The sequence below is a fragment of the Cryptosporangium japonicum genome (assembly GCF_039524755.1).
In the GTDB taxonomy this organism is placed as follows: Bacteria; Actinomycetota; Actinomycetes; order Mycobacteriales; family Cryptosporangiaceae; genus Cryptosporangium; species Cryptosporangium japonicum.
Window position 1 is genome coordinate 35,826 of record NZ_BAAAGX010000027.1, and the last position, 12,493, is coordinate 48,318.

General features: G+C 69.3%; 23 protein-coding genes. 7 read left to right on the forward strand and 16 right to left on the reverse strand.

The window, feature by feature from the left end; all coding sequences use genetic code 11:
- The first annotated feature begins 9 nt into the window (after positions 1 to 9).
- Positions 10 to 282, forward strand: coding sequence for a hypothetical protein (locus ABD437_RS31165; protein ID WP_344652523.1), 273 nt, complete (start codon positions 10 to 12; stop codon positions 280 to 282).
- Here ABD437_RS31165 and ABD437_RS31170 read toward each other — a convergent pair.
- From ABD437_RS31170 to ABD437_RS31200, 7 genes are all read right to left on the reverse strand, one after another.
- Positions 277 to 822, reverse strand: a complete 546-nt coding sequence (locus ABD437_RS31170; RefSeq protein WP_344652524.1) for a hypothetical protein — start codon at positions 820 to 822, stop codon at positions 277 to 279. The genes ABD437_RS31165 and ABD437_RS31170 overlap by 6 nt on opposite strands.
- Positions 823 to 967: 145 nt before the next feature.
- Positions 968 to 1,438, reverse strand: a complete 471-nt coding sequence (locus tag ABD437_RS31175; RefSeq protein WP_344652525.1) for a DUF5959 family protein — start codon at positions 1,436 to 1,438, stop codon at positions 968 to 970.
- Positions 1,439 to 1,560: 122 nt separating this feature from the next.
- The gene (locus ABD437_RS31180; RefSeq protein WP_344652526.1) at positions 1,561 to 2,007 is read right to left on the reverse strand and encodes a hemerythrin domain-containing protein; all 447 of its coding nucleotides are present in this window, start codon (positions 2,005 to 2,007) and stop codon (positions 1,561 to 1,563) included.
- Between the two features lie 448 nt (positions 2,008 to 2,455).
- A complete protein-coding gene (locus ABD437_RS31185; RefSeq protein ID WP_344652527.1) occupies positions 2,456 to 2,770 on the reverse strand; it encodes a hypothetical protein in 315 nt (104 codons plus the stop codon).
- A 243-nt stretch (positions 2,771 to 3,013) separates the two neighbouring features.
- Positions 3,014 to 3,439 carry a hypothetical protein gene (locus tag ABD437_RS31190; RefSeq protein ID WP_344652528.1) on the reverse strand — a complete coding sequence of 142 codons (426 nt, stop codon included), beginning with the start codon at positions 3,437 to 3,439 and terminating at the stop codon, positions 3,014 to 3,016.
- A gap of 188 nt (positions 3,440 to 3,627) precedes the next feature.
- A complete protein-coding gene (locus tag ABD437_RS31195; RefSeq protein WP_344652529.1) occupies positions 3,628 to 3,927 on the reverse strand; it encodes a hypothetical protein in 300 nt (99 codons plus the stop codon).
- A gap of 57 nt (positions 3,928 to 3,984) precedes the next feature.
- The gene (locus tag ABD437_RS31200; protein WP_425558286.1) at positions 3,985 to 4,713 is read right to left on the reverse strand and encodes a DinB family protein; all 729 of its coding nucleotides are present in this window, start codon (positions 4,711 to 4,713) and stop codon (positions 3,985 to 3,987) included.
- Positions 4,714 to 4,902: 189 nt separating this feature from the next.
- Between ABD437_RS31200 and ABD437_RS31205 the strand changes: the two genes are divergently transcribed.
- Entirely contained in the window at positions 4,903 to 5,151 is a 249-nt protein-coding gene (locus ABD437_RS31205) for a hypothetical protein (RefSeq protein ID WP_344652531.1), read from the forward strand.
- An 11-nt stretch (positions 5,152 to 5,162) separates the two neighbouring features.
- Here the strand turns inward: ABD437_RS31205 and ABD437_RS31210 are convergent, their stop codons facing one another.
- The 4 genes from ABD437_RS31210 to ABD437_RS31225 all read right to left on the reverse strand — a co-directional run bounded on the left by ABD437_RS31210 (position 5,163) and on the right by ABD437_RS31225 (position 6,553).
- Complete coding sequence (locus ABD437_RS31210) at positions 5,163 to 5,402, reverse strand: hypothetical protein (protein ID WP_344652532.1); 240 nt, start codon at positions 5,400 to 5,402, stop codon at positions 5,163 to 5,165.
- A 74-nt stretch (positions 5,403 to 5,476) separates the two neighbouring features.
- Positions 5,477 to 5,767 carry a YciI family protein gene (locus ABD437_RS31215; RefSeq protein ID WP_344652533.1) on the reverse strand — a complete coding sequence of 97 codons (291 nt, stop codon included), beginning with the start codon at positions 5,765 to 5,767 and terminating at the stop codon, positions 5,477 to 5,479.
- Positions 5,764 to 6,249 (reverse strand): SRPBCC domain-containing protein, encoded by a 486-nt coding sequence (locus ABD437_RS31220; RefSeq protein ID WP_344652534.1) that lies wholly within the window; start codon positions 6,247 to 6,249, stop codon positions 5,764 to 5,766. The genes ABD437_RS31215 and ABD437_RS31220 overlap by 4 nt, the downstream gene beginning before the upstream one ends.
- On the reverse strand, positions 6,239 to 6,553 hold the full coding sequence (locus ABD437_RS31225) for an ArsR/SmtB family transcription factor (RefSeq protein WP_344652588.1): 315 nt from the start codon (positions 6,551 to 6,553) through the stop codon (positions 6,239 to 6,241). Before ABD437_RS31225 ends, ABD437_RS31220 begins: the two co-directional genes overlap by 11 nt.
- 90 nt (positions 6,554 to 6,643) lie before the next feature.
- On the opposite strand from ABD437_RS31225, the gene ABD437_RS31230 reads away from it, so the two are divergent.
- Positions 6,644 to 7,027, forward strand: a complete 384-nt coding sequence (locus tag ABD437_RS31230) for a hypothetical protein (protein WP_344652535.1) — start codon at positions 6,644 to 6,646, stop codon at positions 7,025 to 7,027.
- Here the strand turns inward: ABD437_RS31230 and ABD437_RS31235 are convergent.
- Positions 7,024 to 7,599, reverse strand: a complete 576-nt coding sequence (locus ABD437_RS31235) for a TetR/AcrR family transcriptional regulator (protein ID WP_344652536.1) — start codon at positions 7,597 to 7,599, stop codon at positions 7,024 to 7,026. The genes ABD437_RS31230 and ABD437_RS31235 overlap by 4 nt on opposite strands.
- Positions 7,600 to 7,652: 53 nt before the next feature.
- On the opposite strand from ABD437_RS31235, the gene ABD437_RS31240 reads away from it, so the two are divergent.
- The gene (locus ABD437_RS31240; RefSeq protein WP_344652537.1) at positions 7,653 to 8,495 is read left to right on the forward strand and encodes an SDR family oxidoreductase; all 843 of its coding nucleotides are present in this window, start codon (positions 7,653 to 7,655) and stop codon (positions 8,493 to 8,495) included.
- A 4-nt stretch (positions 8,496 to 8,499) separates the two neighbouring features.
- Here ABD437_RS31240 and ABD437_RS31245 read toward each other — a convergent pair whose 3' ends face one another.
- Entirely contained in the window at positions 8,500 to 9,327 is an 828-nt protein-coding gene (locus ABD437_RS31245) for an MmyB family transcriptional regulator (RefSeq protein ID WP_344652538.1), read from the reverse strand.
- A 93-nt stretch (positions 9,328 to 9,420) separates the two neighbouring features.
- Here ABD437_RS31245 and ABD437_RS31250 point away from each other — a divergent pair, with 93 nt between their 5' ends.
- Positions 9,421 to 9,756, forward strand: a complete 336-nt coding sequence (locus tag ABD437_RS31250) for an ArsR/SmtB family transcription factor (protein ID WP_344652539.1) — start codon at positions 9,421 to 9,423, stop codon at positions 9,754 to 9,756.
- Positions 9,753 to 10,184 carry an SRPBCC family protein gene (locus ABD437_RS31255; RefSeq protein WP_344652540.1) on the forward strand — a complete coding sequence of 144 codons (432 nt, stop codon included), beginning with the start codon at positions 9,753 to 9,755 and terminating at the stop codon, positions 10,182 to 10,184. The genes ABD437_RS31250 and ABD437_RS31255 overlap by 4 nt, the downstream gene beginning before the upstream one ends.
- A 22-nt stretch (positions 10,185 to 10,206) precedes the next feature.
- Here the strand turns inward: ABD437_RS31255 and ABD437_RS31260 are convergent, their stop codons facing one another.
- From ABD437_RS31260 to ABD437_RS31270, 3 genes are read right to left on the reverse strand one after another with little or no spacing between them, the layout of a single operon-like run.
- Entirely contained in the window at positions 10,207 to 10,881 is a 675-nt protein-coding gene (locus ABD437_RS31260; protein ID WP_344652541.1) for a hypothetical protein, read from the reverse strand.
- A gap of 5 nt (positions 10,882 to 10,886) precedes the next feature.
- A complete protein-coding gene (locus tag ABD437_RS31265; RefSeq protein ID WP_344652542.1) occupies positions 10,887 to 11,387 on the reverse strand; it encodes a SigE family RNA polymerase sigma factor in 501 nt (166 codons plus the stop codon).
- A 42-nt stretch (positions 11,388 to 11,429) separates the two neighbouring features.
- A complete protein-coding gene (locus ABD437_RS31270) occupies positions 11,430 to 12,059 on the reverse strand; it encodes a hypothetical protein (RefSeq protein ID WP_344652543.1) in 630 nt (209 codons plus the stop codon).
- Positions 12,060 to 12,099: 40 nt separating this feature from the next.
- Between ABD437_RS31270 and ABD437_RS31275 the strand changes: the two genes are divergently transcribed.
- Positions 12,100 to 12,489: a winged helix-turn-helix transcriptional regulator gene (locus ABD437_RS31275; RefSeq protein WP_344652544.1), complete on the forward strand. Its 390-nt coding sequence runs from the start codon at positions 12,100 to 12,102 to the stop codon at positions 12,487 to 12,489.
- Positions 12,490 to 12,493 lie beyond the last annotated feature (4 nt).

A 12,493-nucleotide genomic window follows, 5' to 3' on the forward strand; every position in this document is an offset into this window, starting at 1 on the left:
GTCCTTGCCGTGGCCACTCTGGTCGGAGCGGCCCTCGCCTTCCAGGACGTCCGCCCGCTCGCCCCGATCCTCTACTTCACCGGCTGGGCGTTGACCCTTCCTATCGGCGTGTTGATCTACCCCGCGCTGTGGGTCAACAGCTTCGTCGCCGGTCTCGCTCCTACCGATGAGTGGTCCACGCGCATAGGAACGTGCGGCGTGCTGGCCATCTTCGTCGCCGCTGCCTCGGTCAACGCGCTCGTCGGCCGAGCCTGCCTGCCGAGACGCAGACACCGACTATGACCCCGATCCGGCCGCCTTGTCACCCAGCTCAGCTGGAGCTGGCGCATCGGGCAGACCGAAGAACGGTGCAATCGGCTGCCCGGACGACTCGCAGACGCGCCACACGGCCATACCCGTCGGATCCACCTCGTCGACGCCCGAAGTCTGACCAATCGTCCATGAATCCCGATGCCCATTCAGTGGGCACCTCCGGACTCGTTCCTCCAGCGCGTGGTCTTCAGCCCAGACCGCCAGATTGTCGAACAGCGCAAGCGCGTCGTATCGGAGATTCGGCTCGGCACTGTATTGCGTCAGGAGACCACCCGCGTGGGCCGGGAACCGCAGCTCGATCATGACGCCGCCGCGGCCGGTTAGTCTCACCGCAGCCTCCAGCAATTGACCGGGGACGAGGATCGACCCGCAGACGAGATGGGCCAGTTCGAGGTACCTGGCCAGATCGATCCCGCCGATCGGTGTGGTGGCTGCGCTGGAGCGCTCCCGGGTGTGTTCGGCTAGGAATTCACGCAATTCATCCGGTGACCTGCCGCTAAGACCGCCCACTGCTGCTCCCACCCCCGATCGAATGTCTTGCACTGCATTTCGGTGGTGACACCACTCCTCGCCCAGCCGCCAGGACGTATACCCCCAGCACTACCGCTCGCCGTCGAAGAACTCAAAGAGGTACTGCAACCGCGGCGCAGCGGGCTCAGCTGCGCCGCCACTGGTAGGCACCGGGAAAGGGGCTCTCGACCTCCCGAGGCCAGACAGCACGAACACGGCGCAGTCGTTCGTGGTGGTCATCAGCCCATCCATCGGACAGGCGCACCGGTATCCGAACCGATGTACCAGAGACGGCTACGTCCTCCACCGAAACGACGATGAACCCGTCCTCGTCCGACACGTCGAGCCCGATCTGGGGGTTCCGTCCATCGTCCATCCAGACCGCGTTCCGCCCAGCGGCTGCCTCGCCCAGCACGTCGGCCCAATCGTCCAAGTCGTTCGGGGCCAAACACACCTCTAAGCGCCCCCGGGCGAACCCACTCAGGACGACGATCTCGGCATCGAGGTGATCGTGCAGCGTCAGCACCCCGGGCATCGTGCGGCCGAGAACTCGAACCACGACGCTGCTCTCTTCGTCGGCCAGGCGGATCAGATCCGCAGCGCTGCCCTCGTCCATCGTTCCTCACCTGGCATTCGGCTGTCTCGTGATCCTGGTACTACATCCGCAGGCTGGACGGGCTCTCGTGTCCGATCGAGATCGGGTACCTGGCGTCCACCGCATTGGCCCCTGGCTGCCCGCTACAGCGGACCGAGAACCTGGCTCGGATGGGCGTCCAGCCGTAGCGTCTCCAGGACCGTCAGGAGCATGCGCTCCTCGTAGCGAAAGTGGGATTCCATGATCGCGGCCACCCCCTCGAGGTGATTCGTCAGTTCGGCGGGAGGCGCCGAGCGGTCGACGGCGGCCTGCAGGCCGCCGAGCAGGTGCCCGATCATCGAGTGGTCCTGCTGCAGGGCGCGGAGGGTGTCGCGCAGTTCGGGGTGCTGCTCGGCGATCGCCGGGAACAGTTCGCGGTCCTCGCCCTCGTGGTGCCCGGTCAACGCGGCGCAGAAGCCGTGGCAGAACAGCAGCAGGTCGTCGACGTTCGACGTCTCCCGCGTCACGCGCAGAGCATTCCGCAGCCGCTCGTGCACGGTTCGAAGTTCGGTGCTCCAGGCCACCAGCCTGGTCTTCTCGCCCTCACCCACGGGTGACGGGCGAAGGAAACGACGAGATCACGTCGCGCTCCTTCGGTCCGGCGCCTCCATGCCTGACACGATCTGCCACCGGCACGCGACGCTGGTGTCACCTTAACCGACCGCGCCGACGTTCCTCGGCCGACTGCTGATCCTCAGTGGTCATGTCCCTTCCACCCTTGACGCCGGCTCGGCGCGTGACCATCGCCGCGTTCGTCTCCCGGAACAATGGCCGCACGTTCTGGGCGGGGCGGTGGCGCTGCCGAGGGCTGCCATCCGGCCGATTCCAGAACTCGTGCCGACGAACGGGCTGTCGTGCCGATCGGGATCGTGCCGGCCGGTCCGGGGCGCCGTGCGCTGACGCAGTGAATCGCCTACCGGGCGGTGCGGCTCAACCGGGTCGCCCGTTCGCTCAGTCAGTTCGTCTGTTGCCGCGGCTGCGGCGCGGCGAGCCCAAATTTCAGCAATGCCCCTGAAGGAACAACAGCGTCTTGCCGTTCTCGTCGGTGTAACGGTCCGCCGTATAGCGCACATCATTTGATGTGGGAAGCCATTGCCGAGCGGCCGATCGCTCGTCGGCGCTGAGAGTCTCTACCGGTCCGATGCTCAACTGACGAACGACCACGTCCGCCGTCCGGGAGAGGTCCAGCATCGTCGGGAGATCGAGAATCCGCTCGACTCGCCACCATCGGACTGCGTGACCCGCCAAGAGCTGGCCGGGGTTACCGACACGCAGTGTCGTCCGATCGGGTCCCGCTCCACCCCGCTTGGTCATGGCATCCGGTCTCCACTCACGCATCGAGCTCCTCGGGCAAATCAACTGGCGTCACCACGCCGCTCCCCGTGCGCCACGACGCAACCGACCATGTAGACGCCACCTCGCGACGCGATAGCGGAGCCGTTGGAAGCGGCTGGAGCGCTCGTCTATCCCCATCTCCACACGGAGGCGTGCTTCTTCCTTCCGCAGGGTGTCCTGCAACACCGCACGTGGATCAACAAAGCCTGTCACCGCGGCTCCTCAAGCATGCTTTCCCTCGGGCCTCTGTTCATCGTGGGTGTCGAAATCGCCCGATCTCACGCGCTCCACCAGTTCGCCTATCCGCACGCCCGGCTCGACGCCCGCGGGTAGCACCTCCTTGTGGACGACCTTGATACGACCCACCGGGCCCCATCGCGACCCCTTGACCCGCAGAACGCCTACCTTCCAGCGTGCACGAGGGTCCCAGAACCGCACGAAAATGACGTAGAGCAGGCCGAAAAGCACCATCAGCACGACGCCCGACAGATCAGTTGGGTCTCCGTCGGACACGCTGCGGGTGAACGACTCGTAGCGTTTGACCCCTCGCACCCAGAAGACCCAGGGAGCACGTTCGACCCGGATGTCGTGCTCGCCCGGCTCGAAGCCCATTTCCTGGGGTAGCTCGCTAAACGCCATCGTGTTCACCACGGAACATCGGCCCGGCTCGGAAGCGCTGCACGTCACTCAGTTCGGCCGAGGCGACGGGGTTCTGACGATGTCACCACCTCGAACAGCGTGAAGTCGAGATTCGGTTCCGAATTAGTGGACAGCGCGCTCAGGGCGAGTTGAATTCAATGGCTCGGCCACGATCGCCGAGCACCGACCCGTCACCCTCACAGGGACTCAACGACGAACCGTGCTGGCAGGGCAGCGGCTCCGCCGATCGTGAGGACGAAGAAAAACGTCGCCTGGTTGCGTCGGGCCGGTCGTCGGAAGAGTTTCCATCCCGTTCGCAGACAGATCGCGGTCATCGCGATCAGGCCGAGCAGAAGTGCGGCGTCGAAGTTCGTCGGCGAGTAGAACGACGCCATCGACCTTTCCGGCGCGTCGATGGTCTGGAAGCCGAGCGTCAAATACAGCATCCCGTCGAACCAGAGGCCGGCAACACCCGCGATCGTCGCGAGAACCGGCAAGACGTGCGTCGTCCGACCGTCATCCGTCATTTCGCGATCGTAAGATCCTCCGCGGCTTTACTCGGAACTCTGGGCCTCGATCAGGTCCAGATCACGGACGCAGAAGCCGTGATGTTCGAACGTCTCGTTGAGCACCGTGCGCAGGCACTGCCGCACCGAGCGGCCGCGGGCGTACGGCGGCCAGACGTCGTCGTCCGGTATTGGCGCGGGCGCGTCGAGTTGCGCCGCGGTGACCCGGTCGAGCCAGGCCTCGAGTTCGGCGGCCTGGGCGTCCCGGACTTTCACGATCTCGTCGAAAGCCGGATCGAGCGTGAGATCGATGCCGTGCGCTCCGCGATAGGGCTCGACGGTCGTGCCGAGGCCCATCGGGGTGAACCGGTCGGTCGAGCCCAGGCAACAACGGCGGAACCACGAGTCGTGGACAAAAACCAGGTGGCGCATCGTCTCCGCCGCCGACCATTCGTCGTTCACACTGCGGCGCTCGACGCCGGGCGTGCGGCGGATCCGCTCGAGCGTCGCGGCCCAGTCGGCACGCAGCTGACGCGCGGCTCCGCGCAGGTCGGCCGGGTCGTCGGAGCGGATGAGCACCCGCACCGGGTGACGCCGGTCGAGCTCGGCCTCGACGTAGCCGGTGACCTCGACGCCGTTCACGACGAGGTTGGTGACGAGCCCGTCGATGACGGCGTCCTGCAGCACGACGCCGACCAGGCGCGCCTCGGTGAGATCACATTCGCGGAACTCGGCACCGCGGAGATCCTGGTCGACGTAGCGCGCCATGCTCCGCATGATAGGTCCGGCACCAAACCGCTCATTCCGGCGACGCCCGGCGGCTCGTTCGCGGAGAAACAGCGCTACTACGACGAGCAACTACGTGGCGACAGGGACTACCGCGTCCACGTTCTGGCGGTCGCCACGGCGCAGTAACGTCGCGGAATGCCTGATTCTTCGCCGGACGGACGGCAACCGTTTCGCCTCGTGATCGATGTGTTGGCCACGGCCGAGCAGGCGCGGCGACTGCAGGAGACGCTCGGAGAGGCGGTGTGCGGCGCGCCCGGCGACCATGCCGGGCCGTGTCGGATCGCCTGGACCGCGTCCTACGCCGGCGGTGACGACGTCGACGGTTCCTACGGCCTCGACGCCGAGGACGCGGCGTTCATCCGCGAACAGTTGGAGCCGGTCGCCGTGTGGCCCCGAGCGGACGTCGATCGCAGCCTCGGCCTGTAGGGCGGCCGGCCTCAATCGCGAAGAAGCCGGAGATGCACGCCCTTCGCCGGAGACTGCGCATCGGACGTCAGCGCACCTCCGCGAGGCCAGGTGACCACCGGCGTGATGTATTCGTCGATGGCGGCCAACACGACGTCTTCGAGGCTCCGGCCCCCCACCGTCGCCCAGCGGCGAAGCTCCCACAACCGCTCGTCATCCAGACGAACGGTGACGAACGTCGGCAAGCTCGAACCAACGTCTGAATCAGCCATGCTCAAAAGCTAAAGCAGTGCGGGTTCCAAAACCACTCCGACATGCATGTACTGAAGTAATCGGGTATCAGGCCTCAAGGCCGGACGAACCCGCCGGGCATGGGGTGGGCTTCGACTTTCAGGCCGGCCCGCACCGCCGGGTCGGCCGCCGCGATCCGGTCCACCTCGGCCTGGTCCCCCACCTCCACCACGGCCAAGCCGTACGGACCCGCCGGATCCAGCACCGCGCCGAAACACACCGCGACACCGTCGGCGAGCAAGCCTTTCCAGTACTCGGTGTGCTCGGCCATCACCGCCTTCTCCTCGTCGGTCATGTCGGTGACGAACGTGGGCCGAGGCGACCGCAGCTGATACGCGTAGATCATGACGTGAACTCCCGGAATCGATCGAGGATCAAGGTCCACCCCTTGCTGTACGAGCCGCCGAGGTAACCGCCGCCCGGCAGCGCGCAGTCCTGGGCCAGCTCGGCCTCGGACAGCGCCTCCCAGCCGCGGTGCTCCACCTCGACGCGCGTCAGGCCCGGGCCGAGCGGGGTGAACCGGAGCTCGACCTCGGTAGCGGCGGCGGTCATCCGCCAGGTCAGGACGAACCGGTTCGGCGGGTCCCACCCGACGACCTTGGCCCACGGCACGGTCGTGCCGTCGTCCCAGCGTTCGTAGACGCGGCCGCCGACGCGCTGCTCGAAGACGACGTCCACGGCCCGGGCGGGGTCGGCCGAGATCGGGCGCAGCGGCCACCACTGGCCGATCGTGGTGACGAACGACCAGAACGTGCCGGCGACGTCGCGCCGGACGACGGTGGCCTGGCGAACCGGCGGGCGCCGGGCCTCCACCGGGTCAGCCGGCATCGCGCACCTCCTGCTCGCCCTCGGCCAACCCGCGCGCGATCTCCAACGAGGACGCCCACATGTCGTCGAGCAACCGCCGCAGCGCGTCGAGGCCGTCGGGCCGGGCGCGGTAGAGCCGGCGTGTGCCGTCCCGGCGTTCGCTCAGCAGGCCCGCACCCTTGAGCACGGAGAGGTGCTGGCTCACCGCCGTGCGGGTGACGTCGAACGCGGCGGCGATCTCACCGGCCGCCAGCTCGTCCCGTGCGACGAGCTGCAGGATCTCGCGCCGGCGCGGCTCGGCCAGCGCCTTCAGGATTTGGTCGATCGATAGGTTAGCGATGACTAACGTTAGCCATCACTGACGCAATCGGTCAAGCGGGAACCGGGACGCCGCACACCACCTGATACGACTACGATGGGTGCCCGCGACCGAGCCGCCGACCAGCGCGACGCACGCGCCTCCGCCCGGGACGTGGCCGCGGCGGAGCGTGACGCGGCCACCGTGGCCCGCGAGCGGATCCGGATAGAGGCGGCGCACCACCTCGAGGAACTGCTGTCCGCCGCGGCCGAACGGGACCGGGGCGCCCCGGATCGGGATCAGGACGCGCGGGACCGCGCCGCGATCCGTCAGGAATTACACGAACAACGCCTGGCCCGACGTCAGGCAACGCGCGATCGGAGCGCGGCGGCCGACGACCGCGAGGCGGCGGCGCGCGACCGGGCGGCAGCCGTCCGGGACCGCGACCAGGCGTCCGCCGACCGCGACCAGGCCGCGATCCGCCGGGCGCAGGACCCCTAGCCCTCCGCGGCCACCAGTCCGACGAGCATCTCGACGAGCTCCTCGGCGGACGTGCCCCACTTCTCCGTGGTCAGGTGACCGCTGACCTCCATGCTGGTGACGCCGTGCGCACTGGTCATCAGCAGCGCCCCGTAGCGGCGGGCGTCCTTCTCCCCGACCAGTTCGGCGACGATCGCGAGGAACTCGTCCTGGCTGCGCCCGGCCGCCCGCACCACCGCGGTCGGATCCCCGCTGGGCTGGGTGAACATCAGCCGGTAGAGGTGCGGCTGCTCCCGGCCGACCGCGATCAGCCCGCTCAGCGCGGCACGCAACTTCTCCGGCGCCGAGAGCTCCGACGACGACCGCAACGCGGAGACGTCGGCACCCACCCGCTCCCACGCCTCGGACGCGACCGCCGTGAGCAGGCTCTCCTTGTCGGCGAAGTGCCGGTACGGCGCGCCGCGGCTCACGCCGGCCCGCGCGCCGACCTCACGCAACGTGACCGCCTCGACACCGCCGGCACCGAGCAGCGCCGCGGCGGCGTCGAGCAACGCCCGGCGGGTGGAAGCGGCGGACTCCTCACGGCTGACCATGACGTCGAGTTTACTGTTGACAACGTCAACCCAAACCACCTACCGTCGTTCAGGTGACAACGTCATCTGAAATTGTGGTCGTAACCGGAGCATCTACTGGAATCGGCGCCGCCACCGTGCGCGAACTGGCCGGCCGCGGCTACCGCGTGCTCGCCGGGGTCCGGCGCGAACAGGACGCGCAGAACGTCGAAGGCCGGAACGTCGAGCCGGTGATCGTCGACATCACCGATCCGGCGCAGGTCGACGCGCTCGCCGTCCGAGTCGGGAACGCCTCGGTCAAGGCACTGATCAACAACGCCGGCATCGCGGTGAACGCTCCGGTCGAAGCACTGCCGCTGGACGAATGGCGCCACCAGTTCGAGGTCAACCTGTTCGGGCACATCGCCGTCACCCAGGCGCTGCTGCCCGCCCTCCTGCGCAGCCACGGCCGGGTCGTCAACATCAGCTCGATCGGCGGCAAGCTCGCGCTGCCCACGTACGGCGCCTACGCCGGAACGAAGTTCGCCCTGGAGGCGGTGAGCGACGCACTGCGCCGGGAGCTGGCACCGCACGGAGTCCAGGTCGTGGTCGTCGAGCCCGGCGGCGTCCGGACGGAGATGAACAACCGTGGCACGGCCGTCGCGAACCGGTTGGCCGCGGACATGACCCCCGAGCAGCACGAACGCTACGGTCCCCTGGTGCGGGCCATCGTGTCCCACTCGGCCGCGTTCACCAAAGCCGGCAAGTCGGCCGAGGACGCCGCGAAGATCGTCGCCAAAGCCGCCACCGAACGCCGGCCGCGCACCCGCTACACGATCGGCCGCGACGCCGCCCTGATGAGCCGGCTGTCCCGGGTCCTGCCCGACCGGGTCCTCGACCGGATGCTGGCCGCCGACCTCCGCCCGCACTTCTCCTGACGCCTCACCGCTCGGCGAAGTCGGCGCCGACCGTGGCGAGGAAGTCCAGTTTGCTGCGGGCGTCCGAACCCGGCCGGGGCGTGTACACCACGACACGCAGGTTCGACCCCTGGGTGGTGAGGAGGTCGGAGTCCAGGTCGACGGCCCCGACCACGGGGTGATCGACGATCTTGTGCGAGCTCTGGTGTTCGGCCACCGATCGTCGCGCCCACATCTCGCGGAAGCGGGGAACGCGCTGCAGCCGCGTGATCAGCGCGGCGAGGTCGGGATCGTCGGGGTACCGGCTGGTGGTGGCGCGCAGGTCCGCCACCATGGACTCCTCGAACGCGTGCCGCTCCTCGGCGGTGAACCGCACCCGGGACAGGTTCTGCTCGAACTGGCGGAGCAGCACGCTCCGGCCGCCGGCCGCGTCCGCCGTGGGATCACCGAACACCGCCCCGAACAGCGGATTCCAGTGCAGTAGCCGCCAGGTGGCGTCGTAGACCGCCAGCGGGTGGCCGGAGAGTTGCTCGATGATCCGACGCACGCTCCCGGGGATCAGACGCGGCACCCGGCTCGGGTCCGCGGCGTGGCCCGCGAGACGCATCAGGTGGGACTGCTCCTCGTCGGAGAGTTGGAGTGCGCGGGCCAGCGCCAGGCAGACCTGGGCCGACGGCGCCACGGCCCGGCCCTGCTCGAGCCGGACCACGTACTCGATCGAGATGCCGGCCAGCACCGCCAGCTCCTCGCGTCGTAGCCCGGGAGTGCGGCGCGGCCCGCCGTGCGGAAGCCCGGCCGCGGCGGGGTCGAGCCGGTCCCGCCAGGCCCGGAGCGCGGAGCCGAGGTCGTCCATGAGCACATCTTCGCCCCCGACGGCGTCGACGTCCTGCTACTGGCGATACCAGGACCGTTGACAGGTAGGTTTTTTCCTACCTAAAGTCGGGGCATGCCGCACCGCGTGAAGATGTCGCCGGCGGACCGGGTGTTCGCCGCGCTGGCGAACCCCACCCGCCGGGACGTGCTCGACCTGCTCCTCGACGGCCCGCGCCCGGTCCAGGAGATCGCCGAGCACTTCGACATGGCCCGGCCCAGCGTGTCCGAGCACCTCAAGGTCCTGCTCGACGCCGAGCTGGTCACCGAGACCCGGCAGGGCCGCCACCGGTACTACGCGGTGACCCCGGATCCGCTGCGTGAGCTGCAGAGCTGGCTGGCGCCGTACGAGCGGTTCTGGCGGTCGAAGCTCACCGGCCTGCGCACCTACCTGGAGGAGCACAACCCATGAACGACACCATCCACGTCGACGAGTTCCTGCCCCACCCGCCCGCCACGGTCTGGCACGCGCTCACCGATCCCGACGCGCTGAACGACTGGTTCATGCCCAACGACTTCAAGCCGGTCGTCGGCCACCGCTTCCAGCTGCGTGCGGCCCCGATCGAGGCGACGAAATTCAGCGGGGTCATCGCGTGCGAGGTGCTCGAGCTGCAGCCCGGAGAGCGGCTGAGCTACTCCTGGGCCGACGCGAACGACCCGGGCGGACTCGACTCGGTCGTGACCTGGACCCTGCGCCCCGACGGCACCGGCACCCGGCTCTTCGTCGAGCACCGCGGTTTCGACCCGGACGACGCACACCAGCAGCTCGCACGCACGATCATGGACGGTGGCTGGCGCAGCCATGTCCTCCGCCGTCTGATCGAGCACCTGGAAGGCTGAATTCCGATCGCGGCCTTCCTGCTCAGCGCCTGATCCCGCGGGCGACGGCCGTCAGTTCGGCGGCCGGGAGCGCCCCGTTGCCGGTGATCGAGACGACGATCCCGTCCGCGGTCGTGAGCACGATCGAGTACACGGTCACCTCGGAGCCGCGGGCAGCGACCAGCCGGGCCCGACCGGCCGGCGCGTCGAACGTCGAGACCGAGCTGGTGCCGATCGTCAGCCAATCGACCAGTTGCCGAGCCATCGTCGCCGAGTCGCCGCCGGGCACCGGCAGCGGTCGCAGCACGGTGATCCACATCCAGGCGGCGCCGGAGTCCCGGTCGTACCGGCGCTGGAGCAGGGTCGCGGCCGGCACGCCGGGCCCGGGCTGACGGCACTCGCGCATCCCGGCCGTGACCGCACAGCTGAACGACCCGTCACGCGTCTCCGCCCGGACGCCGCTCGGGACGTAGCCGACCTCGAAGCCGCCGAGCGGGGAGCCCACCGGAGCCGTCGCCGGTGGCACGACCGCCGTGGTGGTGTCGCTGCCGGTCAGCACGAGCGCCGCGACGAGAGCGACCACCGCGGCGCTTCCCGCGGCCGCGGCCCGGCGCACCAGCCGCCGACGCCGCACACCGCGCCGCACCCCCGCGACGAACTCCTCGGTCAACGGCAGCTCCCAGTCCGCCGCGAGCAGCGACTCCGGATCGTCGGGCACGGGCTTCACCTCTCTGCCGCCAGCCGTCGGCGCAGCGCGGCCAGACCACGGGACACCTGTGAGCGCACGGTCTGCGGTGTGCACCCGAGCAGCCGGCCGATCTCCTCGTCGGGCAGGTCCGCGAAGTACCGGAGCGCGATCGCCGCGCGTTGTTTCGGCGGCAGCCCGGCGAGCACCTGCCTGGTCGCCGCCGCGGAGTCGACCGCCGCCAGCGACGGGTCCTCGCGCCCGGCGTCGGGGAGGCGTTCGACGGGCAGGTCCACGGCACGCCGACGCCGGTTGAGAAAGACGTTGACCATCGTGCGGTGCGCGTAGCCCAGCGGGTTGCCGTCGCGCCGGATCCGCGGCCAGGCCAGGCCGACGCGGATCAGGGTCTCCTGCGCGAGGTCCTCGGCGGCGTGCCGCTCCAGCGTCAGGACGTGCCCGAACCGCAACAGGTCCGCGCCGGAAGCACGGACGAACGCCTCGAACTCGGCGTTGCCCGCGGGGAATCCAGACCGGCTCACACTGGTACTACACCGTCAGCACGCCGGAACGTTGCATTGTTTTCACAGTTGGTAGCAGGCGTCGACGTCGCCGTGGTAAAGCACCCGGTCGGGTTCGGCGGTCGTCGCGTCCAGGCGGACGTCGAACTTCTCCCCGTCGGAGCGGTGGAGCCGGATCGTCGACGTATCGATCCACTCCAGGAGCTTCAACCACCCGCCACCGTTGCCGTCCTGGCACCCCACCAGGTACTCGCGGCTCCGCAGTCCTTCGCGGGACCGCACGACGATCAGGTGCGCCGGGCCCTGGAGCTTGTTCCAGCGGGTCACCTCGGCCGTGAAGCGCCCGTCCGGAGAGCCGTACTCGGCGATCCGACGGCCGCCGGTCGGCAGCCCGGGCCCGGAGCGCACCGGCGTGCCCAGCACGACCGCGAAACCGGTCAGCAGCACCGCGATGCCCACCGCTCCGAACTGGAGGAACCGCTGCCGCGACGCCACCGCCAACGCGACCAGCAGCGCGACGACACCGCCGGCCGCGAGCAGCACCGGGTGCTCGAACACCCGGTTGAGCGCCGCGTAGTGCCCGGGATTGACGACCCACGCCGGGCCGATCAGCACGGCCGCCGCGCCTTGGAGGGCGGCGGTCATCAGCACGGCACCGACGACGACCAGGGTTCCGATAACGACGCGGCGCATGCGCACACCTAACCGTGGACGCGCAAGGGATCCTGGACGCATGCCCCTCTCCACCCCGGTCCCCGCCGCGGAGTACGAGGCGTGCCCGGTCACCGACGTGCTGCGGCGGTTGAGCGACAAGTGGACGCTGCTGGTGCTCACCCTGCTGGGGCAGCGCCCGTACCACTACAACGAGCTGCACCGCGCGATCGAGGGCATCAGCCGGCGCATGCTCACCCGCACTCTGCGTGTGCTGGAGACCGACGGCCTGGTCGCGCGCGAGGTCTTCCCGACCGTGCCGCCGACCGTCGAGTACCGGTTGACGCCGCTCGGCGTCTCGTTTCTCGGGCCGATCGGCGCGGTGGCCCAGTGGGCGGTCGCGCACGGCGACGAGATCACCGCGGCGCGCAGGCGCGGCGGATTGACTCCGGCAGCGTCCAGAGGAGACTGATGCG

What these genes read in the sequence shown, in the direction of transcription:
- ABD437_RS31175 (WP_344652525.1), bottom strand. Translation starts at nt 1,438, where the DNA reads ATGGACGAGGGCAGCGCTGCGGATCTGATCCGCCTGGCCGACGAAGAG.
- ABD437_RS31200 (WP_425558286.1), bottom strand. Translation starts at nt 4,713, where the DNA reads ATGCGGAGCATGGCGCGCTACGTCGACCAGGATCTCCGCGGTGCCGAG.
- ABD437_RS31210 (WP_344652532.1), bottom strand. Translation starts at nt 5,402, where the DNA reads ATGGCTGATTCAGACGTTGGTTCGAGCTTGCCGACGTTCGTCACCGTT.
- ABD437_RS31185 (WP_344652527.1), bottom strand. Translation starts at nt 2,770, where the DNA reads ATGACCAAGCGGGGTGGAGCGGGACCCGATCGGACGACACTGCGTGTC.
- ABD437_RS31215 (WP_344652533.1), bottom strand. Translation starts at nt 5,767, where the DNA reads ATGATCTACGCGTATCAGCTGCGGTCGCCTCGGCCCACGTTCGTCACC.
- ABD437_RS31275 (WP_344652544.1), top strand. Translation starts at nt 12,100, where the DNA reads ATGCCCCTCTCCACCCCGGTCCCCGCCGCGGAGTACGAGGCGTGCCCG.
- ABD437_RS31270 (WP_344652543.1), bottom strand. Translation starts at nt 12,059, where the DNA reads ATGCGCCGCGTCGTTATCGGAACCCTGGTCGTCGTCGGTGCCGTGCTG.
- ABD437_RS31255 (WP_344652540.1), top strand. Translation starts at nt 9,753, where the DNA reads ATGAACGACACCATCCACGTCGACGAGTTCCTGCCCCACCCGCCCGCC.
- ABD437_RS31220 (WP_344652534.1), bottom strand. Translation starts at nt 6,249, where the DNA reads ATGCCGGCTGACCCGGTGGAGGCCCGGCGCCCGCCGGTTCGCCAGGCC.
- ABD437_RS31235 (WP_344652536.1), bottom strand. Translation starts at nt 7,599, where the DNA reads ATGGTCAGCCGTGAGGAGTCCGCCGCTTCCACCCGCCGGGCGTTGCTC.
- ABD437_RS31250 (WP_344652539.1), top strand. Translation starts at nt 9,421, where the DNA reads ATGCCGCACCGCGTGAAGATGTCGCCGGCGGACCGGGTGTTCGCCGCG.
- ABD437_RS31230 (WP_344652535.1), top strand. Translation starts at nt 6,644, where the DNA reads ATGGGTGCCCGCGACCGAGCCGCCGACCAGCGCGACGCACGCGCCTCC.
- ABD437_RS31245 (WP_344652538.1), bottom strand. Translation starts at nt 9,327, where the DNA reads ATGGACGACCTCGGCTCCGCGCTCCGGGCCTGGCGGGACCGGCTCGAC.